We start from the raw sequence: 20264 nt of genomic DNA on the forward strand, positions 1-20264 counted from the left end.
CGGCTGGGGGAGATACGCCTACCGGTAGTTTCACCTGCAGTTTATTCCCCATTCTTCACCCTTTTCCAGATGAACCATTTCGAGCCCCCCATCAAGTGGAGCGACCATGAGGATATTGCCATGGCGTTGTACGAGAAGTTTGGCGACGACTTCAGCGAGGCCAAAATCTACCGTATTCGCTTCACGGAGCTGCTGGAGTGGGTGCTGAGCTTGCCCAACTTTGAGGGCACCCGCGAACAAGCCACCGAAGGCCACCTGGAGCAAATTCAGGCCAAGTGGGTATACGAGTGGCGCGACAACCAATAGCCGCCGCGCTGCCGCTGCGGCGTGCATACCCCTCTTTGCTTTCCTCTTGCTAGTATGACATCACTTGCTACCCCTCCCGACTTATCGGCCATTAAGGCGTTTATTTTCGATGTGGACGGGGTGTTTACCGACGGCACCCTGCTGGCCCTGAACTCGGGGGAGCAGGCCCGGACCTTCCACATCCGCGACGGGTTTGCCGTGCGCCACGCCCTGGCCAAGGGCTACCGGATTGCCGTTATTTCGGGCCGGGAAGAGGAAGGGGTCCGCAAGCGCCTGGAGTCCCTGGATGTGCGCGACATCTTTCTGGGAGTTGATGACAAGATGAAAATCTTTAACAATTACATCAACACCTACCGTCTCGACCCCAGCCACATAGCCTATATGGGCGACGACGTACCCGACATGGAGGTAATGCGCCGGTGCGCCGTGGCCGCTTGCCCCGCCGATGCTGCCGCCGATGTGCACGCCATCAGCAATTACACCGCCGCCCGGCCCGGTGGCCACGGGGCCGTGCGGGAGCTAATTGAAGCCGTCCTCAAAGCCCAAAATACGTGGCTGTAAGTTTATGTTTATAGCAATAGTTGCACTTCACGGGAGTGGAGTTGTGCTTTTCTAAAATCCCTCTATATTTACCCCAACCATCTTTCACCTTATTTTTTTTCTTTTTTACATGAAAACAGGAACCGTAAAATTCTATAATGAGTCGAAGGGCTACGGCTTCATTACGGAAGACGGTACGAAGGAAGATTTCTTCGTCCACATTACCGGCCTTAACGGGGGCCAGATCCAACAGAATGACCGCGTAGAGTTTGACACTCAGGAAGGCCGTAAGGGCGTTAACGCGGTAAATGTGAAGAAACTGTAAACGCACGTTTACTTAGGTTTTTAGCATACCTGGAAAGCCTCTTCCGAATTCGGGAGGGGCTTTCTTATGTGGGTTTCGTGGGGGTAGTGCATCTTTGCGCGCCGGCCTGTGGTGTTGCTGGGTTTCCAAGAATGTCTGCTTCCTTGAGTTCTGCTCTCCGTGCCCTACTGGGCCCGTCATCGGCTCCGGAGCCGGGCACCTGGCAGCAGCTGGCCCGCCTGGTGCGCCTGCCCAACCTCCTGATTATGGGGCTGTGCCTGGTGCTGGTACGCGCCTGCCTGCTGCTGCCCGCTGCGCCGTGGCGGCAAGTGCTGGCACCCTCATTTGGCTTGCTCGTACTGGCCGCCCTGAGCGTAGGCGCCGCCGGCTACATCATCAATGATTACTACGACGTCAAGATCGACGCCATTAACCGGCCCGGGCGGTTGGTGGTGGGCCGGGTAGTAAACCGCCGCCACGCCATGCTGGCTCATGTGTTGCTTTCGGGTCTGGGAGTAGTCGTGAGCGGGGCCTTGTCGCCCTTGTTAGGCCTGGTTAATTTGGGCTCGGCCCTGCTGCTCTGGGGCTATTCAGTGCGGTTCAAGCGGGTAGCGCTGGTTGGTAACATCAGCATTGCAACGCTCACGGCTGCCTTGGTGCTCCTTCCCGAGTTACAAATCCGGACGGGCACTAGCGCCGTGTGGGCCTATGCGCTGGCGGCCTTTCTGCTCACGACAGTGCGGGAGATTGTCAAGGATGTGGAGGATATGCGCGGCGACGCTCAGCACGACTGCCGCACGCTGCCCATTGTTTGGGGAGTGGCCCGCACGAAATGGGTGGTAGGGTTTTTTCTGGGGTGCCTGGGCTTGCTTTTGCTGGGAGCTAGCTACAACGCCGTGGTTTCCAACCGGTTTCTACTAGCAACCTGGCTGCTGGGGCTGGTGTTGGCACCGCTGGTTGGGCTAGGGTACAAGCTGCGACGAGCAGACCGCAAGCGTGATTTCACCCACCTCAGCGCGTGGTGTAAGTGGATTATGCTGGCTGGCGTGCTGTCGATGATGGTGATAAGCAAGTAAGAGTTGGCGCGTAAAATAGTAGGGGCCATGTAACCTGCTCAGGGCCAAGACAACCGCAGGGGCTACTGTTCCGTTAGCTTTCTTACCGATAACGGCTGGTCGCCTAACCAGCCCATACCGCTGGCTAACAGCCGGTATATGTTGGTTGCCGAACCCTATTCTTGACCCCAGCCATCCACGTATGCGCTTTCTCTACCCGCTGCTAGCCCTCAGCACGCTAGCCGCCTCCACTGCCCAGGCGCAGTCCGTTGCCGCTACTCCCGATTCAGCCGCTTCTCTAGTTGCTTTGGCTCCAACTGCACCCGAACAGGATGAAGTTTCTGTTAGTGCACCGGTGGGCCTGAACCGTGCCCTGGCACCCGTAGCGCCCATTAAGCTTACCCCTGACGACCCCGATAAGCCTAGCTTTATTCCGGTTCCGATTGCCTTTTACCAGCAGGAAACGGGCTTTGCTGGCGGCGCTGCCATTCTGCCGGTGTGGCGCTTCGGCGACGATACCACGGTGCGCAAATCCAACGCCCGCCTGATTGCCTGGATTTCCCAGAAAAAGCAGACTACCGTTCAGCTCACTCACACCATCTTCACCAAGGAGGAAAAGTTCTTTTTCTCGGGCGAGCTGAGCTACTATGATCTGGCGTTCAACTACTACGGCATCGGCAACGACACGCGCAAGAGCAACGAGTCGCATATTCAGTATCCGTTGTGGGTGTTCGACGAAAAAGCCTTGATTAAGGTAGTACCGAACCTGTTCGTGGGGGTGCGCTACCGGTTCACCAACCTGGGTGAAGTAAAGCTCAAAGACAACGAAGGAAATACGGCACCCTACTACGCCCTAACTTCTAAGGAGCGCAACGGCTACACTACCTCCGGAGTCGGTCCGGCCCTGCTCTACGATGGGCGCGACAACGTGCTGGCTACCTACCGTGGCAGCTTCGTGGATGCCCACATGCTGTTTAATGGCGGTGGCCTGGGTAGCGACTACAAGTTTACCCGTTACATGGTGGATGCCCGCCATTTCATTCCGCTCTTTGGCTCCAACAACAGCATTCTGGCAGCGCAGTTTCTGGGGCAGTACCACACGGGTCGCGTACCCTTCCGCGAGTTGGGCGGCATGGGCGCTACCCTCGGCGGTTCGCTCTATAACAATGCCTACCTGATGCGCGGGATTTACGAAGCTCGCTTCCGTGACCGGCAGTTCTCCACGTTCCAGGCTGAACTTCGGCAGAAGCTGTTTTGGCGCTTTGATGGGGCCTTGTTCGGGGCCGTGGGCCAGGTGGCACCCCGCCTCGGCGACTATACCTTCGATGACATGAAGTACGCTGGCGGCGGTGGCATCCGGTTCCGCTTCAACCGCCGCGACCGGCTCAACATCCGCCTGGATTATGGCGTGGGCTCGGGCGGTAACTCCGGTATCATCTTCGCCGTTGGCGAGGCCTTCTAACTTTTTGCCCGCGCCTCCGGCCGGGGCCAGCCCGTGGGCATAGGCAGGATGTCATTTCCTGCGCCGCTGGTTGGTTCCGGCCGGAGGCGTCTTCTTTGATCATGGCCCCACTTCCTCCCAAAACAGCCGTACGCGTTGTTCCCACGAGCAAAAAACCGGGACGAGCCAGCCAGACCGGTTCGTTTCGGAAAGCTGATACCCGGGCAATGTGGCACTCCCTACCCCCGCCCGCCCGGGGTGTGCAGGCTAGCGTAATCATCCCGGCTAAGGATGAAGCCACAAACCTGCCGGCCACTCTAGCTGCCTTAGCCGCTCAAACGGATCTGCACGGGCAAGCCTTGCTGCCCCACAGTTTTGAAGTGCTGGTGCTGGCTAATAATTGCCTCGACCAGACAGCGCGGGTAGTGCGCGAATTTGCTACGCGGCACCCGCGGCTGCGCCTGCACGTGGCCGAAATAAAACTGCCCAAGGCGCAGGCCCACGTGGGACAGGCCCGGCGCCTGCTCATGGATGAGGCCTGCCGCCGGCTGGAGCAGGGAGGGCACCCGCGGGCCTTCATTGCCAGCACCGATGCCGATACGCGCGTATCGCCTACCTGGCTGATATCCATTGCGGCGGAGCTAGCTACTGGGGTTGATGCGGTAGGAGGGCGCATTCTGATGGACAACGCCGACCCCACTTGCCCAGTGCGCCGCTGCCAACTGCGCGACGCCGCTTACTACCTGCTGCGGGCCCGTCTGGAAGACCACCTGGACCCCACGCCCTACGACCCCTGGCCGCGCCACCACCAGCACTTTGGCGCCAACCTGGCCTTAACGGCGCGGGCTTACCGCCACGTGGGAGGCCTACCGGTGGTGCCCTACCTAGAGGATGAGGCCCTGGTGCAAAGCTTGGTTCGCCACGACTTGCGGGTGCGCCACAGCCCTACCGTAAAGGTATTCACCTCCGGCCGGCAGCAGGGGCGGGTGGCCGTGGGACTGTCGTGGCAGCTGCGGCAGTGGGCCGAGTTGCAACAAACGCAGCGCGAGCCTTTAGTTGATAACCCCCAGCGCTTGCTAGCGGAGTGGCAGCTTCGCGCGCAGCTTCGCCAGACGTGGCAACAGTATAGTTCCGCCGCCACGTCCGGCGCTCTGCTGCCATTGCCTTCGTGGCCGGCGGCAGCTGGGCTGAGCCGCGCCGCCCTACGCCGGGAGCTAACCCGTGCCAGCAGCTTCGGGCAGCTGTGGGAAAAAATAAGGGGCCGGTTTCTAGTGCACACCACCAGGCGCTGGCCGGCCGTTCCTCTGTCAGTGGCCATTCGAATGCTGCGGGAGCAAGTAGCCGCTCTGGATAGCCGCCCGTCGGCGGTGGTGGCGGGCCAGCTTTGCACGTAGCGCCTACCTCTTCGTCACCTCTAGCAAGTCGAGGCGGTACTGTTCGTGCCGTTGGGCTGCTACGTGCCGCAGGGGGCCGTTGGGCTGGGCTGCTTGCAAGAAAAACTCGTGTACATCGTCACCCGTGAGGGGATAGTCGTGGACCGGTGGGGTCCAGTGAACCAGCAGCAGTTGTCCGCCCGCTGTGAGGGAAGCTAGCAACTGTGCGGCCGCCCGCTCCAGGTCAGCTGGGCTCCAGTAATACCCTACCTCCGACAGCACAATGAGGTCGAAGGTGGCGCCGGCGGGGAATTCTTCGGGTACCCGCAGGCGCTGAAATTCTACCTGGGGCAGGTGGGCGCAACGCTGTCGGGCCCGGGCCAGCGGCGCTTCGGCCACATCAACCGCTAATAAATGAGCACAGCGGGTAGCCAACTGCTCCGTGAGTACGCCCAGGGAGCAGCCTATTTCAAAGGCGCGCTGGTAGTGCGTGCGAGGCAAGACGGCCAGGGTTGTGGCATATTTTTCCCGCTCGTACGGACTAGTTTCAAAATGCCACGGATCGGCGTTGGCGCGGTATACCTCGGCAAAATAATCGGGCGGAAGGGTGTGGGGTTGGTTTGGATTAGGAAGCATGGGGTAGGGTAAAAGGTAGCACCCAAAAAGCGGCGCCTTACGGGTGTGGGGCCTCCAGATATACTTCCGTGGGAGCTTGGAAGTGGGCAAGCATGGAAGGCGCCAGCATGAAGCCTGTTGGGTCGTCCTGAATGGGGGAGCCGGGCAGCTGGGAGCGGTGAGCGGCAATGGCCCGCTGCTTTTGCTCAAGCACGGAGCGGATATCGAGCTGCCAGCCAACCACTTCCTCGGGGTGGGGCCACTCGGCGGGCGTTGCTCGTTCCCAGGCCCACACCACGTATTCCAGCCGCTGCGGAGCCGCCGGTAGGCCTGCCAGCGCGGCGGCTACTAGCTGACTGGTAGCCCGGTGGTCGGGGTGGGGGTCGCGGCGCCAGGGTACTAGTAGAGTGGCTGGCTGGTGCTCCCGCAGAAACTCCTGCAGCTGCTGTACAGCCGCGAAGCCGGCGGGGGTATCCGGTAGCGGCACCTGGCTGTCGGGCAACTGCAACGTGAGCAGGGCGGTAGATTCTACCCCCAGAATGCTCAGGGCATCGCGCAGTTCCTGCTCGCGCAAGGCCTGCCGGGCCGCGGGCGGGAATGCCTGCGAATTCGGGTGCGACATGGTGCCGTCGCTGACCAGCACGCACCACACGGGCTGCCCCGCCTCCCGTAGCAAGGCCAGCAGCCCGCCGCAGCCCAAGGATTCATCGTCGGGGTGGGGCGCTACCACCACCGTGGGCCCGAGTGCGGCAGCCGTAGCCGCCAGCCGGATGGGGTAGGAAGAGAAGGGAGAAGCGGTAGTAGCAGTCAAGAGAGAAGCAGAAGAAGGGGCCGACCCACGGGTAAGTGGAAGGAAGCTGTACGGGTGTTAGTACGCAACGGGTGGCTTACCTACCTACGTCCAGAGCCGGTGAGCGGGTATGTCGTGGGCCAGGGCGTACCGGCCCGCGTCGGCCAGGGCCGCATCGGGGGCGGGTTGGCGCAAGTAGTGGGTCAGGTCGCGGTGGAGGCGCTCGAAAGGCTCGGGCCGGAGCAGGCCGCGGGCTCCTACGCAACGCTCGGCCAGGGCTAGCAAGCGCAGGCAAAGGTCTTCTACCACGGAGCGCATGAGGTTGGCGTGGGCCACGGTGGCTTCGGCGTAGCTGGGCAGAGTAGGGCTGGTGGCGGCTCCTGGGCGCTTCACAAACTCGGCCGCCGCCCGCAGCCAGTGTTGGCCCGTGGCAATGAGCATGCTCATTTCACCGAGGCGCTGGCGTTGGTAGGGGTCATCGGTTCGGCCTACCGCGCGTAGAAACCGGGTTGTCTCGTCGAAAATAGCTTCCGCTCCGCCCACCTGCACGGCGGCAAACCGGATGGCCCCGCCGCTAAACCACGGCTGCTGGTAATAGTCGCCGGGCTTGCCCAGCAAATCGGTGGCCTCAATTTCCAGGCCGCTCAGGTTCACCTGGAAACTAGCCGAAGCGCGCATCCCCAGGGGCTGCCAGAAGCTGGTGTTGTACTCGGGCTGCTGCAAGTCAAGTGGGAGAATCAGCATTTGCCAGCCGCCATCCGGCAGGGCGCCCGTGAGCAGGGGGCGGGTAACGTGTCCGGCCCCCGAGCCAAACGTTTTGCTACCCTGCAGGCGAAACCGGCCATTGGGTAAGGGCTCCAGCCGAACTCCATCCTCCGCCTCCGTATTCCACACGCCAAACAAGTGCCCAGCCAGCGCATCGGCGGCCCAGTGGCTGATCTGGTCGGGCCGGCCAAAACGCTGGAAAAGCTGCAGGGCATTTACGTGTCCTTCGTAGAGGCGGCCCACCGCCAGGTTGCCCCGCCCAATGTGACGCAGGGTGCTCAGCAGGGCGTATACCTGCTCCGCCTCGCCCAGGCCGCTCCCGCCCAGGGTGGTAGCCAGGGGGGCCGCCAGCAGGCCGGCCTCACGCAACCATTCAAACTCCTCCGTCGGGAACCCGCCTTCATAGTCAGAGTAAGGAGCCTGCTGAAAAAGGCGCGGGGCAAGGGCCAGAGCAGCCGCTTCCGCAGTTACCGGCGTTTGCTGCCGTTGTTTAGGCGAGGCGGCTAGAGTTGAGGTAGGCATAAAATGGCACTTACGGATACAGTTGAGCTCTACCTACTATAATTGTTGAGTTTGCGTTTTGTTGTCAGTAGGTAAAAAACGCCTCCGCCTTGTCTGACTCAGGCAGCTAGAAAAGCCAGGAAATCTGCCGAAATACAGTGGTTAGCAATTAGTCTATGTTATTGTTACTAATTTGATTTACAGAATATTAACTGGAGGATACAACGTGCTGCTGGTTGCGTGCGGGCCGGGTGCGGATCATTGGCGGCCCTTCGTACTGAAATACTAAGCGTAGCGTACCTGCTACGGGCTTCCCTGCCTGCTACCCTTTCCGGGCTTGAATACGGCAGCCGCCCCGCCCGTAACAATTCCGTAACCTCCCTCTGCAGGGGCGTGCCTACCTTCGCGGCGCGTTTCACTTCTTCACCAACTCTTAGCTCGTCATGTCGCAGCCTATTCGTTCCGCCCTTGTTTCCGTCTATTATAAAGACCGCCTGGAGCCCTTGGTAGCGCTGCTGAAAGAGCACGGCGTGACCATATATTCAACGGGGGGCACCCAGCAGTTTATTGAGGAGCAGGGCGCGCCAGTTACGGCCGTGGAGAGCCTGACGGGGTTCCCGGCCGTGTTTGGGGGGCGCGTGAAAACCCTGCACCCGAAAGTATTCGGGGGCATTCTGCACCGCCGCCACGAAGCCAGCGACTTGCAGGAGGCCGAGCAGCACCAAATTCCGCCCATCGACTTAGTGATTGTGGACCTCTACCCCTTCGAGGAAACCGTCGCCAGCGGAGCCGCCGAGCAGGAAGTAATTGAGAAAATTGATATCGGCGGCATTTCGTTGCTGCGGGCCGCCGCCAAAAACTTCCGCGACGTGCTGGTAGTCAGCAGCCGCAACCAGTACGCGGCCGTAACCGAGCTGCTGCAGGCGAAAGGCTGCGCCACCGACCTGGAGGACCGCCGCCACTACGCCGCCGCCGCCTTCGAGGCTACCTCGCACTACGATACCCAGATTTTCCGCTACATGGCCCAGGGCACGGAGCTTAGCGGAGCCAGCCTTAAGCTCAGCGAAAAGCCGGCTACCCCGTTGCGCTACGGCGAAAACCCCCACCAAGCCGGCACCTTCTACGGCGACCTAACGGCCCTGTTCGACCAGCTCCACGGCAAGCAACTCAGCTACAACAACCTCGTGGACGTAGACGCGGCCGTGCTGCTCATGCAGGAATTCCAGGCGGAGGGTCCCGCCGCCTGCGCCATCCTTAAGCACACCAACGCCTGCGGAGTAGCCCAGGCCGAAACCCTGCGCGAGGCCTACCTCAACGCCCTGGCCTGCGACCCGGTATCGGCCTTCGGGGGCGTACTTATCGTGAACAAGCCCGTGGATGCTGCTACTGCCGAGGAGCTGAACAAGCTGTTCTTCGAGGTGCTGATTGCCCCCGAGTTTGCCCCCGACGCGCTACCCATTCTGCAAAGCAAGAAGAACCGCATTCTGCTGCGCCAGAAGCCCGTTGCTTTCCCCGCCAAGCAAGTGAAAACATTGCTCAATGGCATTATTGAGCAAGATTTCGACCAAGTAGTAGAAGGAGCCCACGAGTTCCGGACCGTTACGGAATCAGCACCGACGGCCCAGGAGGTAGCGGCGCTGGAGTTTGCCCTCAAAATCTGCAAGCATACCAAAAGCAACACCATTGTGCTGGCCCGCGCTGGGCAGTTGCTCGCCTCCGGGGTTGGTCAAACCTCGCGGGTAGATGCTTTGCGCCAGGCCATTGATAAGGCGCGCGCCTTCGGCTTTGATCTGCAGGGAGCGGTTATGGCCTCCGACGCCTTTTTTCCCTTCCCCGACTGCGTGGAAATTGCTGGCGAGGCTGGCATCCGAGCTGTGGTGCAGCCCGGCGGCTCCATCAAAGACCAGGACAGCATTGCGGCCGCCAACCAACTCGGCATGGCTATGGTACTGACGGGCGTGCGGCACTTCAAACACTAATTCTCCCGCGTAAGCGAATCTTTCCGGTCCGCCACGAATCAGCCGCCGGTAGTTACCCCGCAAAACGGACGGTAGCTACCGGCGGCTGATTCGTGGCGGGCTTACTGTTCCAGCACCTGCGCACACGGCGTATACACCACGCCCTGAATGCGCTGGGGCTGATAGAACTCATTGGTAATGAGCTTGCCACTCAGCACGGCGGGGTGTATAGTGCCATCGGGCCACAGGGCGCGCAAGGAGTGGGCGGGCAGGTCGCCGTGTTGGGTAGCCTGCTCCAATGCTGCCTGGAAGGTAGCGCAGTCGTCGGGATGAATAGCCGTCAGCAGTAGGTCCAGGGTTAGCGTTTCTGCTTCCGTGGCCGGCCAGCCGAAGCAGGCCCGCGCGTGCGCGTTGCAGTGAAACTGATTGGTTACAACGTCCCACCACCACAGGCCGGTGCTGGTGGCGTCCAGCACCAACTGCAACTGCGCCTCGCACTCGTGGCGCTGCTGCTGCCCGCGCTTTTCGTTGGTAATGTCCCGCCACAACACGTGCAGCAGCAGTTCTCCTTCCGTCTTGATGGGCGTGAGTACGGCTTCTACCCACATGTACTCCCCGGATAGTCGGCAAAGCACGCCTTCGCAGCGCTTGGAACCCGATTTCAGGGCTGCCGTTACGGATTCCCGGAAATAGGTAGCCGAGCGCAAGCCGGGCCGCTGTTCCTCCGGGGCCAGGTCCCAAGGGTAGTGGCCCAGAATCTGATTTTTATCCGTGGCGCCGAGTAGTTGCAGCACGGCCGCGTTGCAGTCTACAAACTGCTCGTTCTGCATTAGGGCCACGGCATCGGTGCTCTGCTCGAACAAGCGCCGGAATTTCTGTTCGCTGGCGGCCAGTACCAGGGCTACCTGCCGCGCCTCCGTAACATCGAGTAAGGCCAGCAAACACTGCTGCTTGCCCGCCGCGGAAGTAAGCAGCGTACTCTCCAGCTGCACCGTCAGGGCCTTGCCGGTGGCCGTGCGCAGCGTCACTACCCCGCTTTGCGGCAGGCTAGTTGTCAGCAATTGCCCAAACAAGTACAAAAAGTCCCAGCGCTGAATCGGTTCCACCAGGGTAGCAAAGGCAATTCCCGTTAATTGGCTCGGGTCCTGGTCGAGCAGCACGCCGGCCTGGTAGTTAAGCTCCACAATGGAGCCGTCGGCACTGAGAGTACAGTAGGCTACTGGCGCCTGTTCGTATAATCTTCGGTAGTGCGCCTGGGCCGCCTCCGCTTCGGCGCAGGTGTGCCGCAACTGCTCATAGCGCTCCGCCAGCGCCGCATACGACAGCAGCCCCTCGTGGGGGCGGAAGCAGTAGCCGGGGCAGCGGCGGGCAAAAGACTGGCCGGGGGAGAGGAGGTAGTGCGACGCATAAACTAGAGGGGGCAGACCACGGGTGCGTAGTTGGGCAAGTTGTGGCTGGCGGAGAGGATGGAGCAGGTGAGACAGGAGCAAGTGGCTCAAAGCCAACGAGATTCGGGGAAACGGCGCGTTGAAACTTCTTTATAATATAGAATAAATCAGATAATAAAACAGCGCTGAGGTAGGCAGAATTTAGCAGCAACTGTACGAAGGTTAGCCCTGTGTACGTTAGGCCTGCCCTGCGGGGTGCTGTGCCGCTTGCTGATTTGCCTAACCCGGGGAAGGGGGCATCGGGCTTCGCTGAAACTTGCTTACTTTTGCCCCCACTTTTGACGGGCGCAACCAGCCCGTTCTCATTTACTTGCCGTTACTCGATGGGTTTCTTTAATTTTCTGACTAGCGACATTGCCATTGACCTGGGCACGGCCAACACCCTCATCATTCACAACGATAAAATCGTGGTGGATGAGCCGAGCATCATTGCCAAAGACCGTACGACCAACAAGGTAATTGCCGTGGGGCGGCAGGCGCAGCAGATGCACGAAAAAACCCACGACAACATCAAAACCATTCGGCCCCTAAAGGACGGCGTAATTGCCGATTTCCACGCCGCTGAGGAGATGATTAAGGGCATGATCAAGATGATTGACACCCGGACGCGGCTGTTTCAGCCCTCGCACCGGATGGTCATCTGCATCCCGTCGGGCATTACGGAAGTAGAAAAGCGCGCCGTGCGCGACTCTGCCGAGCACGCCGGGGCCAAGGAAGTCTGGATGATTCAGGAGCCCATGGCCGCCGCCATCGGCATTGGTATTGATGTAGAGCAGCCCGTAGGCTCCATGATCATCGACATTGGAGGGGGCACCACTGAAATCGCGGTAATTGCCCTGTCGGGTATTGTCTGCGACCAGTCTATCAAAACGGCCGGTGACGTGTTCAACCAGGATATTCTGGACTACATGCGCCGCCAGCACAACCTACTGATTGGGGAGCGTTCCGCCGAGCGCATCAAAATTGAGGTCGGTGCCGCCCTCACGGAGCTGGAAGTAACTCCCGCCGACTTTGAAGTGCGCGGCCGCGACCTAATGACGGGCATTCCGAAAGTAATCAAGGTGACGTCCTCGGAAATAGCCATTGCCCTGGATAAGTCGGTGGCCAAAATTGAGGAAGCCGTACTGAAGGCCCTGGAAATCAGCCCGCCCGAACTCTCAGCCGACATCTACGAGAACGGCATTCACCTGACCGGCGGCGGCGCCCTGTTGCGCGGCCTCGACAAGCGCCTGGCGGCCAAAACCAAGCTGCCTATTCACATTGCCGAGGACCCCTTGCGCGCCGTGGTACGCGGTACCGGCGCCGCCATCAAGAATATTCCCGCCTTCCGCAGCGTCCTGCTGACGTAATTGTAATGAGGAATGAAGAATGAGGAATGAGCATTGGCCGGAATTTCCGACTGCTCATTCCTCATTCTTCATTCCTCATTTTCTCCTTCCATGAATAATCTCCTCTCCTTTCTGTTTCGCTACCGGGGTATCCTCGTGTTTGCGGTGCTGGAGGTGGCGAGCTTATACCTGCTGATTCGCAATAGCACCTACCAGCGGGCGGCGTTTTTTAACTCCTCGAATGCCTACATCGGGCAGGTATTGGACTGGCGTACTCAGGTGCAGGACTATTTTCGGCTGATTGAGGTGAACAAGGGCTTGATGAAGGAAAACGCCCAGCTGCGGCAGCAGCTCTACCGCCCCGACCTGAGTGCCCGCCAGGCCGATTCGCTGCCCGTCAGTAAAGACAGCCTAACCCAGGCGCGGCTGGTCCAGGTGGGCCGCCCCGATTCCCTGCTGCTGGGGTTGCGCCAGCTACCCGCCCACGACCCCGATTACCCCTTGCTGCCCGCCCGGGTAGTGAGCGGTACCCTGCGCCGGGTTGATAACTACCTGACCCTGAACGTGGGTACTGCGGACGGGGTGAAAGAAGGCATGGGGGTAGTATCGGCGGCCGGGGTGGTAGGCCGCGTGAAGGTGGCCTCCGAGCATTACACCACCATTACGTCCGTGCTGCACTCCAAAACGCGCATTTCTGCCCGTATCCAGCGCGACGGTACCATTGGCACCATCCGCTGGCTGGGCGAAGACCCTACCCACGTGCTGCTCGATGAAGTGCCCCGCCAAAACAAGCTCGTGCGCGGCGACACGGTGGTGACATCGGGCTACAATGCCGTGTTTCCCGAAGGCGTGCTCATTGGCACCATCGACTCGTTTGTGAAGGAACCAGACAAAAACTTCTGGACGGTACGGGTGAAGCTGGCCGTGGATTTTTCGCGTCTGATTTACGTGTACTTAGTCACGAGCCGGCCCAAAGTAGAACGCGACACGGTGGAGGCGCGGGCAGGCGTGTTGCCGGAAGGGGAGGTGAAGCCATGAGAGGCGGCGTACTAGGTATTGTGTGGCAATTGCTGCGCGGCGTGGGCTACATTGCCCTGTACGTGCTCCTGATCAGTGGCACTGATTTCGTGCTGTTTAACCTGGGCTGGTGCTTTATTTACCTGGGTTTTTTGCTGTTCCTACCCATTGCTACCCCTATTGTGGTGCAGCTACTGCTGGGCTTCGTTACGGGTGTTACGCTGGACATCTTCTTTGATACCGGTGGGGTACACGCCGCCGCGGCCGTGCTGCTGATGTACCTGCGGCCCTGGGTGCTGCGCCTGCTCACCCCCCGCGATGGCTACGATACCCAGGATTCAGTGAACATTCACCAGATGGGCTGGCAGTGGATGGTGGTGTACCTGGCCATGCTAACGGCCATGCACCACGCGGCTTTCTTCCTGCTGGAGCTCGGCTCCTTCCAAGTACCGGGTATCACGCTGGCAAAAATTGTAGTCAGCACCCTCTATACCGGCCTTACGCTGCTGATCATCCAGCTAGTATTCTTCCCCACCCGCCGCCGGAATAGGTAAAATAGTGAGATAGTGAAATGGTGAGTTGATGTTCGGCCGGCTCGAAACCACGCCGGCCGAACATCAACTCACCATTTCACTATCTCACTATTTTACTGCGTCGTATCTTTGTAAATCCGGCGCGGAAGCCGGAACTGATTACCTCTCAGATTTTTCTGCTTTGCAATACCTCGAAGGCCGCAAGTACGTAGTCCAGGCAATTTTCCTGGCCGTCGCGCTGGTGTTTGCGACGCGCCTCTTTTACATCCAGGTGCTGGACGGCAGCTACAAGCTGGCCGCCGACCGCAACACCCTGCAGCGCATTGTTCAGACGCCCTACCGGGGCCTCATCTACGACCGAAAGGGCCAGATTCTGGTGCAGAATACGCCCGTGTACGACCTGATGGTAACCCCGCGGGAAGTAAAGCAGCTGGATACCGTACGCTTTGCTCAGTTGCTCCAGCTGCCCCTGGAAGAAGTGCGCGCCGTCATGAAAGCCGCCCGGGCGTTCAGCCGGGTGAAGGCCTCGCCGCTGCTCCAAAACCTGAGTACGCCCGAGCTGGCTGCCATTCAGGACAACCTCATCGACTTTCCCGGCTTCAGCATCAAGTCGCGAATGGCTCGCTCGTACAACACCCACTCCATGGCCCACGCCCTGGGCTACGTGGGTTCCATCACGCCGGCCTTCTTGGAAAAGCCTAAGTACGCCAAGTATCAGCCCGGTGAGTTTCTGGGCATTACCGGCCTAGAGTCGTACTACGAAGAGCAGCTGATGGGCCGGCGCGGGGTGCAGTATCGCATGGTGAACGTGCGCGGCATTGAGAAAGGCGCCTTCCGCGGTGGCGAGTTCGACACCCTGTCCGTGGCCGGGCAGGACTTGCACCTGAGCATCGACTCGGAACTGCAGGCCTACGGGGAGCTGCTTATGCAGGGCAAGCGGGGCTCCATTGTGGCCCTGGACCCCAAAACCGGCGAAATCCTGGCCTTCGTATCGGCCCCGATGTTTGATCCGGCTACGCTTTCAGGCAAGGGCATGGGCAACCGCTACATGGAGCTGCTCAACAACCCCGAGCGGCCCCTGTTCAACCGCCCCCTTATGGCTACCTACCCGCCCGGCTCGGTGTTTAAGCTGGTCAATGAACTGGTAGCCCTGCAGATGGGGGTGGTGTTGCCTAACACCGGCTTCCCGTGCAACCAGCGGCTGGTGCGCTGCACCCACAACCACGAGCACCCTAGCAACGTGGGCATTGCCATCAAGAACAGTTGCAACCCCTACTTCTACCAGGTGATGCGGGCCGCCGTCATGCGCGGGCGCTCCACCAACCGCTTCGAGGATGCCCGCCTGGGCCTGGGCGAGTGGCGCCGGCAGGTAATGAAGTTCGGCCTCGGCGACCGGCTGGGGGTAGACATGTCCCAGGAAAAGAAAGGCCTGATTCCTTCGCCTGATTTCTACGATAAACGCAACGGCTTTCACCGCTGGAACTACCGCACGGTGTACTCCCTCAGTATTGGGCAGGGCGAAATTGGTATTACGGGCCTGCAGATGGCTAATGTGTTGGCTACCATTGCCAACCGCGGTTACTACTACACGCCCCACTTCGTAAAAAGCGTAGGACAGGGCGGCCCGCTGCCGCAGTTTCGGGAGCGGCACACTGTGGGCGTTGATGCAATGCACTTCGAGGCCCTGATTCCGGGCATGCAGGCGGTAGTAGACGGGCGCGGCGGTACGGGCAGCTTAGCTTCCTTGGCCGAATTTGGCATTTCAGTGGCCGGTAAAACCGGAACAGTGCAAAACCCCCACGGCGACGACCACGCCACCTTCGCCGCCTTCGCCCCGGCCGAGGACCCCAAGATTGCCATTGCCGTCTTCATCGAAAATGCCGGCTTCGGGGGCACTTCCGCCGCCCCCATGGCCGCCCTAATGATGGAAAAATACCTTCGGGGCAACATTGCCCCCTGGCGCAAACGCTGGGAGTTCTGGCTCCAGGGCCCCGCCGAAAAATTCGTCCGACACCGTTAGAAGATAATTAAGAATTGAGAATTAAAAATTAAAAATCGGTGAAACAGGATAATGCAGTTTTATTAAAGAGTTATGCCTTTGCGGTGCGAATTGTTCGATTATATAAGCATTTACGACAGCAGGGAGAAGTGCCACCCTTGGCCGGACAAGTACTTCGTAGTGGTACGGCAGTGGGTGCTAATGTAGAAGAAGCAGTGGGTGGATTTTCCAAACGCAACTTTGTGGCCAAGTGCAGTATTGCTTATAAAGAAGCGCGAGAAACACACTTTTGGTTGCGTCTGTTGCGTGACACGGATTGTTTGGAAATACGATTAGCCGACTCTTTATTGGAAGAAGCCGAAGAGTTAAAAAAGCTGTTGGCAGCTATAATTCTTTCATCCCGCCAGAACACCAAGCCAGAGTAGAAGCGAATTTTTAATTTTTAATTCTCAATTTTTAATTGAACTCTTCTCCCGCCCGGTATTCGCGCAGCATCGACTGGCCAACGGTCCTGATTTACCTGTTGATGGTAGGGCTGGGCTGGCTGAACGTGTATGCGGCCAGCTACTCGCCCGACGCGCCGGCCAGTCCGCTCAGCTCCCTGAGTTTTCAGGAATTGATGGCCTACGACTGGTTTAAGCAGATTCTGTGGGTAGCCACCGCCGTAGTGCTAATTGTTATCCTGCTGGTGGTTGATTACAAGGCTTACGACACCTTTGCTTTTGTGCTCTACGGGGGCATGATTCTGCTGCTGGTCATTACCCCATTTATCGCCCGGCCCATCGGGGGGTCCCGGTCGTGGCTGGAGCTGGGGCCCATGCGCCTGCAGCCGGCTGAGCTAGCCAAGTTCGTGACGGCCCTGGCGGCGTCACGCTACATGGCAAGCATCAATCTGCGCCAGCAAAACTTCCGCGACCAGCTGGTACTGGCGGGCATCACCTTGTTGCCCCCGCTGCTTATCCTGGCGGCCAATGAAACCGGGCAGGCGCTGGTATTCGCCGCCTTCCTGCTGGCATATTTCCGGGAGGGCATGTCGCCGCTGATTCTGGTGATTCTGGCTGCTGGCGGGGTTATTCTTATTCTGGCGCTGCTGGTGCCCAAGCTGTGGCTGGTGGGCGCGTTTACCCTGGTGCTGGGTTTGTTGTTTGCCTTCAACTCCAAGCTCTGGCGGCACCATCTGCCCTTGTCAATGAGTATATGGGTCGTGGTGATTGGCATGGTGTTCGGGGTTGATTTCTTCTTCAACAACGTGCTGCAAGCCCACCAGCGCAAACGCATCGAAGTGCTCATCAACCCTTCCGCCGACCCCTTGGGGGTAGGCTGGAACGTCACGCAGTCGAAAATTGCCATTGGCTCGGGCGGCTTTGCTGGCAAAGGGTTTTTGCAGGGCACCCAAACCAAGTTTGACTTCGTGCCGGCCCAAAGCACCGACTTTATCTTCTGCACCATAGGCGAGGAGTGGGGGTGGCTGGGTACCACGCTAGTAGTAGTGCTCTTTATGGCCTTGTTGGTGCGCATTGTGTACGTGGCGGAGCGGCAGAAATCGGTGTTTGGGCGCACCTACGGGTATTGCGTGGCCAGCATTATCTTCTTTCACTTCTGCGTCAACATCGGCATGACCATCGGTTTGGCGCCCGTGGTGGGCATTCCGCTACCCTTTTTCAGCTACGGGGGCTCCTCGCTCTGGTCCTTCACTACTCTGCTTTTCATCCTGCTGGCCCTTGATGCCTACCGCAAGCAGGACCTGGAGCGCTATTAACGGGTAGCGTTGCTTCCGTGGCTCAGCCGTAACAACTTGCACCCATGAAGTCAACCGCCTCCCCGCGTACTACTGGCCGCGTGCCCGCGTGGGTGTGGGCCGGGCTGCTGGTGCTGCACGCCGCGGCCCTGGGGTGGCAGCTGCACCACCAGCAGCCCCTCTTTCCTGATTCCGGCCGGTACGTGGAGGCGGCACGCAACCTGCAAACCAGCGGCGTATTGTACGCAGAGCCGCTGCCGGCGGCGCCGTTGCGAGTTCAGGAATATAGTATCCGCCCGCCGGGCTACCCGGTACTGCTGCTGCTTACCGGTGGCACCCGGGCGGCTACCTCGTTGCCAATAGCTACGTTACTGCTGCAGAACGTATTGAGTCTGATTAACTTGGGGATGGTGCTCCGCTGGCTGGCCCAGCGGGGCCTTAGCCGCAGGCAGTGGGCCCTGGTACTGCTGCTCGTTAGTACAGCTCCGGCGCAGGTTATCTACGCCAACGTAGTAATGAGCGAGGTACTGCTGCAGACCACCATTGTGCTTCTCTGGGCGGCTTTGGTGGCGTTTTGGCAGCCTGCTCGCCCAACGCGGTACTTCGCTGGGGCGGCCCTGGCGGCGGCGGCGGCCCTACTGATTAAGCCGGTTTTTTTTCCCGCCGCCGCATTGATGTTGGGGCTGGGAATGGTGGTAGGGTGGCAGCAGCGGCGGCCGGTGCTAACTTTCTGGGGGGCCGTTCCCTTGCTGGTAGCCCTACTCTGGATGGGACGCAATGAGGCGCGCACGGGCTACTTCCACTTTTCCAGCATTGCCGAAATAAATCTGCTGCGCTACAACACGCGGGGTGTACTTCAGGCCACGGAGGGGCCCGCGGTAGCGGAGCGTTTCGTGCGCAGTACGGTAGCGGCCAGCCAGCACCTGCCTACCTTCCGGGAACAGCAGCACTACATTCAGCGGGCCAGCGTAGCCGCGCTCCGGCGGCACCCGGTGGCCTACGCCGCCCAGCACCTACGCGGTGTAATCAGCTTTTTCCTGGATCCGGGGCGGTTTGATTTGGTATACTTTCTGGGTTTGCCAGATACCGCGGGCATGGGTCTGCTGCAACAGCTCAATGAGCACGGCTACCGCGCCATCCTTGGGTATATACCTCAGCTACCCGCGGGCTTAGTAGCGGGCTTGCTGCTGGTACTGCTGGCTAATGGTGCGCGGCTGATTCTGGCGTTGCGCTTCCTGCTGCGGCGGAACGCGGGCAGCCCGGCGCGCTGGCTGCTGGTGGTCATTATTGGGTACGTTGCCTTGCTAACGGGGCCGCTGGGTGCTTCCCGCTTTGCAGTGCCGGTGCTACCTCTGCTACTAGCTGCCGCCGGAGCCGGGCTCCAGGGCCGCGCTAATTCGCCGGCAGAACTTCGTCGGTAGACGAGCGGCTTAGCCAATGAAAAAGTGGCAGGTGGGTTACAATCAGACTAAACGCTACTGCAAAAACCGGCGCCGCTACGTAGCCCATGCGCCCCAAGTCGCCGGAAAGGAGCATGTGGGCCGCCACCACGGCTAGCAGCCCCGCCGCCGGCCAGCCCAGGGAGGGTAGCCAGGCGCGGCGCGCTTCCTGGGTGCGCAACCCAGCAAGTAGCGCCAAACTGCAGAAGCCAAAAATGCTGAAGATTTCCCCGGCTCCCTTCACCGAAAACAGCCGCCGCAAGGAATACAGTAGGTTTTCCAGGTGAGCCAGGGCGTTGTGCAGGCTTTCGGCGGGTGGGGCGCCTACTTGGGCTTCAATCCAGTGGCGCAGGCCCAGCGCTACCGCACTGCCTACGGCTAGCCACCCTAGCTGGGCCGGCCAGCGCAAAGCCCGCTGCCCAAACACTAGCAGCCACGGCACCAGAAACACAAACGACTCTTTGGCGTGCGGCCCCAGCAGGAATACCGCTACCAAAGCTGCTGCTGAGCCACTGCGCGCCCCGTGAAAAGCCAGGGCAAACACGAGCAGGTACAAACTGTCTACCAGGGGTAGGCCGGCCGTGTACACGGCCCATCGGCTCGTTAGCACGGCCGCTACGGCCAGGGCGGCGGCTGGCGGCGCGGCCCCGTACAGCAGGCAGGTTCGAAACAGCACCAACCCGAAGCCCGCCATAAGTAGGCAGTTAACCACGTAAAACCCCAAGCGCAGGGGCCATTCGCTGGCTGCCCGCTGGGGCCAGATGCGGGCGTACACTTTCTCCAGAGGCCAGGCCACGGCTGCGGCTGCCCACGGTACCAGCACCCGGTAGCGCCGGGTAATGCTCACGCCCGCAAACTCCCCGCGCGCAATTCGCAGATAGCTGCGCGTGTCCAGGGAGTGGGAGAAGTCGTAGTGCACGTACATGGTGTAGGCCGGTCCAGCCACTAGCCCCAGGGCCAGCACATACACCAGCAGCCACCGGGGCCAGCGCAAAGCCCAGGAGCGAGAAGCAGGCAAATCAGGCAACATACATGGCGTGTAAGGGCTGGCGACTTCCACCTAAAAAAATAAAACTCCTATTCTACTTCTCGCCGCTCTCCTAAATTCAGTAGC

General features: G+C 60.1%; 19 protein-coding genes. 14 read left to right on the top strand and 5 right to left on the bottom strand.

Annotation, left to right across the window (positions count from 1 at the left end):
* Positions 1-69: 69 nt before the first annotated feature.
* The 6 genes from iscX to MWH26_RS01210 all read left to right on the top strand — a co-directional run bounded on the left by iscX (position 70) and on the right by MWH26_RS01210 (position 5040).
* A complete protein-coding gene (gene iscX / locus MWH26_RS01185; protein WP_125440131.1) occupies positions 70-306 on the top strand; it encodes a Fe-S cluster assembly protein IscX in 237 nt (78 codons plus the stop codon).
* Between the two features lie 54 nt (positions 307-360).
* Positions 361-867: a KdsC family phosphatase gene (locus MWH26_RS01190; RefSeq protein WP_247975710.1), complete on the top strand. Its 507-nt coding sequence runs from the start codon at positions 361-363 to the stop codon at positions 865-867.
* 109 nt (positions 868-976) lie between these two features.
* The gene (locus MWH26_RS01195; protein WP_125421751.1) at positions 977-1171 is read left to right on the top strand and encodes a cold-shock protein; all 195 of its coding nucleotides are present in this window, start codon (positions 977-979) and stop codon (positions 1169-1171) included.
* Between the two features lie 143 nt (positions 1172-1314).
* Positions 1315-2226 carry a geranylgeranylglycerol-phosphate geranylgeranyltransferase gene (locus MWH26_RS01200; RefSeq protein ID WP_247975711.1) on the top strand — a complete coding sequence of 304 codons (912 nt, stop codon included), beginning with the start codon at positions 1315-1317 and terminating at the stop codon, positions 2224-2226.
* Between the two features lie 181 nt (positions 2227-2407).
* A complete protein-coding gene (locus MWH26_RS01205; protein WP_247975712.1) occupies positions 2408-3667 on the top strand; it encodes a BamA/TamA family outer membrane protein in 1260 nt (419 codons plus the stop codon).
* Between the two features lie 206 nt (positions 3668-3873).
* On the top strand, positions 3874-5040 hold the full coding sequence (locus MWH26_RS01210) for a glycosyltransferase family 2 protein (RefSeq protein ID WP_247975713.1): 1167 nt from the start codon (positions 3874-3876) through the stop codon (positions 5038-5040).
* A gap of 3 nt (positions 5041-5043) precedes the next feature.
* On the opposite strand, the gene MWH26_RS01215 is transcribed toward MWH26_RS01210, so the two are convergent.
* From MWH26_RS01215 to MWH26_RS01225, 3 genes are all read right to left on the bottom strand, one after another.
* On the bottom strand, positions 5044-5655 hold the full coding sequence (locus MWH26_RS01215; protein WP_247975714.1) for a class I SAM-dependent DNA methyltransferase: 612 nt from the start codon (positions 5653-5655) through the stop codon (positions 5044-5046).
* 37 nt (positions 5656-5692) lie between these two features.
* Positions 5693-6445 (bottom strand): PIG-L deacetylase family protein, encoded by a 753-nt coding sequence (locus MWH26_RS01220; RefSeq protein WP_247975715.1) that lies wholly within the window; start codon positions 6443-6445, stop codon positions 5693-5695.
* A gap of 84 nt (positions 6446-6529) precedes the next feature.
* Positions 6530-7711 (bottom strand): acyl-CoA dehydrogenase family protein, encoded by a 1182-nt coding sequence (locus tag MWH26_RS01225; protein WP_247975716.1) that lies wholly within the window; start codon positions 7709-7711, stop codon positions 6530-6532.
* 422 nt (positions 7712-8133) lie between these two features.
* Here MWH26_RS01225 and purH point away from each other — a divergent pair, with 422 nt between their 5' ends.
* Complete coding sequence (gene purH, locus MWH26_RS01230; protein WP_247975717.1) at positions 8134-9669, top strand: bifunctional phosphoribosylaminoimidazolecarboxamide formyltransferase/IMP cyclohydrolase; 1536 nt, start codon at positions 8134-8136, stop codon at positions 9667-9669.
* 101 nt (positions 9670-9770) lie between these two features.
* On the opposite strand, the gene MWH26_RS01235 is transcribed toward purH, so the two are convergent.
* On the bottom strand, positions 9771-11147 hold the full coding sequence (locus MWH26_RS01235; protein ID WP_247975718.1) for a PAS domain-containing protein: 1377 nt from the start codon (positions 11145-11147) through the stop codon (positions 9771-9773).
* 272 nt (positions 11148-11419) lie between these two features.
* On the opposite strand from MWH26_RS01235, the gene MWH26_RS01240 reads away from it, so the two are divergent.
* The 7 genes from MWH26_RS01240 to MWH26_RS01270 all read left to right on the top strand — a co-directional run bounded on the left by MWH26_RS01240 (position 11420) and on the right by MWH26_RS01270 (position 19132).
* The gene (locus MWH26_RS01240; protein ID WP_188559408.1) at positions 11420-12445 is read left to right on the top strand and encodes a rod shape-determining protein; all 1026 of its coding nucleotides are present in this window, start codon (positions 11420-11422) and stop codon (positions 12443-12445) included.
* A 90-nt stretch (positions 12446-12535) separates the two neighbouring features.
* Positions 12536-13462 (top strand): rod shape-determining protein MreC, encoded by a 927-nt coding sequence (gene mreC / locus MWH26_RS01245; protein ID WP_247975719.1) that lies wholly within the window; start codon positions 12536-12538, stop codon positions 13460-13462.
* 20 nt (positions 13463-13482) lie between these two features.
* Positions 13483-13995, top strand: a complete 513-nt coding sequence (locus tag MWH26_RS01250; RefSeq protein WP_247975720.1) for a hypothetical protein — start codon at positions 13483-13485, stop codon at positions 13993-13995.
* 160 nt (positions 13996-14155) lie between these two features.
* On the top strand, positions 14156-15994 hold the full coding sequence (mrdA, locus tag MWH26_RS01255; protein ID WP_247975721.1) for a penicillin-binding protein 2: 1839 nt from the start codon (positions 14156-14158) through the stop codon (positions 15992-15994).
* 38 nt (positions 15995-16032) lie between these two features.
* Complete coding sequence (locus MWH26_RS01260) at positions 16033-16398, top strand: four helix bundle protein (protein WP_247975722.1); 366 nt, start codon at positions 16033-16035, stop codon at positions 16396-16398.
* 35 nt (positions 16399-16433) lie between these two features.
* Positions 16434-17732: a rod shape-determining protein RodA gene (rodA, locus tag MWH26_RS01265; protein ID WP_247975723.1), complete on the top strand. Its 1299-nt coding sequence runs from the start codon at positions 16434-16436 to the stop codon at positions 17730-17732.
* Between the two features lie 44 nt (positions 17733-17776).
* Positions 17777-19132, top strand: a complete 1356-nt coding sequence (locus MWH26_RS01270) for a hypothetical protein (protein ID WP_247975724.1) — start codon at positions 17777-17779, stop codon at positions 19130-19132.
* Here MWH26_RS01270 and MWH26_RS01275 read toward each other — a convergent pair.
* Positions 19104-20180, bottom strand: a complete 1077-nt coding sequence (locus MWH26_RS01275; RefSeq protein ID WP_247975725.1) for a hypothetical protein — start codon at positions 20178-20180, stop codon at positions 19104-19106. The genes MWH26_RS01270 and MWH26_RS01275 overlap by 29 nt on opposite strands.
* Positions 20181-20264 lie beyond the last annotated feature (84 nt).

Source organism: Hymenobacter sublimis, assembly GCF_023101345.1.
GTDB classification, from domain to species: domain Bacteria; phylum Bacteroidota; class Bacteroidia; order Cytophagales; family Hymenobacteraceae; genus Hymenobacter; species Hymenobacter sublimis.

Coding starts and splice junctions, on each gene's coding strand:
- MWH26_RS01205 (WP_247975712.1), top strand. CDS start 2,408: ATGCGCTTTCTCTACCCGCTGCTAGCCCTCAGCACGCTAGCCGCCTCC.
- MWH26_RS01215 (WP_247975714.1), bottom strand. CDS start 5,655: ATGCTTCCTAATCCAAACCAACCCCACACCCTTCCGCCCGATTATTTT.
- MWH26_RS01190 (WP_247975710.1), top strand. CDS start 361: ATGACATCACTTGCTACCCCTCCCGACTTATCGGCCATTAAGGCGTTT.
- MWH26_RS01195 (WP_125421751.1), top strand. CDS start 977: ATGAAAACAGGAACCGTAAAATTCTATAATGAGTCGAAGGGCTACGGC.
- MWH26_RS01225 (WP_247975716.1), bottom strand. CDS start 7,711: ATGCCTACCTCAACTCTAGCCGCCTCGCCTAAACAACGGCAGCAAACG.
- MWH26_RS01270 (WP_247975724.1), top strand. CDS start 17,777: ATGAAGTCAACCGCCTCCCCGCGTACTACTGGCCGCGTGCCCGCGTGG.
- mreC (WP_247975719.1), top strand. CDS start 12,536: ATGAATAATCTCCTCTCCTTTCTGTTTCGCTACCGGGGTATCCTCGTG.
- MWH26_RS01210 (WP_247975713.1), top strand. CDS start 3,874: ATGTGGCACTCCCTACCCCCGCCCGCCCGGGGTGTGCAGGCTAGCGTA.
- iscX (WP_125440131.1), top strand. CDS start 70: ATGAACCATTTCGAGCCCCCCATCAAGTGGAGCGACCATGAGGATATT.
- purH (WP_247975717.1), top strand. CDS start 8,134: ATGTCGCAGCCTATTCGTTCCGCCCTTGTTTCCGTCTATTATAAAGAC.
- MWH26_RS01240 (WP_188559408.1), top strand. CDS start 11,420: ATGGGTTTCTTTAATTTTCTGACTAGCGACATTGCCATTGACCTGGGC.
- MWH26_RS01275 (WP_247975725.1), bottom strand. CDS start 20,180: ATGTTGCCTGATTTGCCTGCTTCTCGCTCCTGGGCTTTGCGCTGGCCC.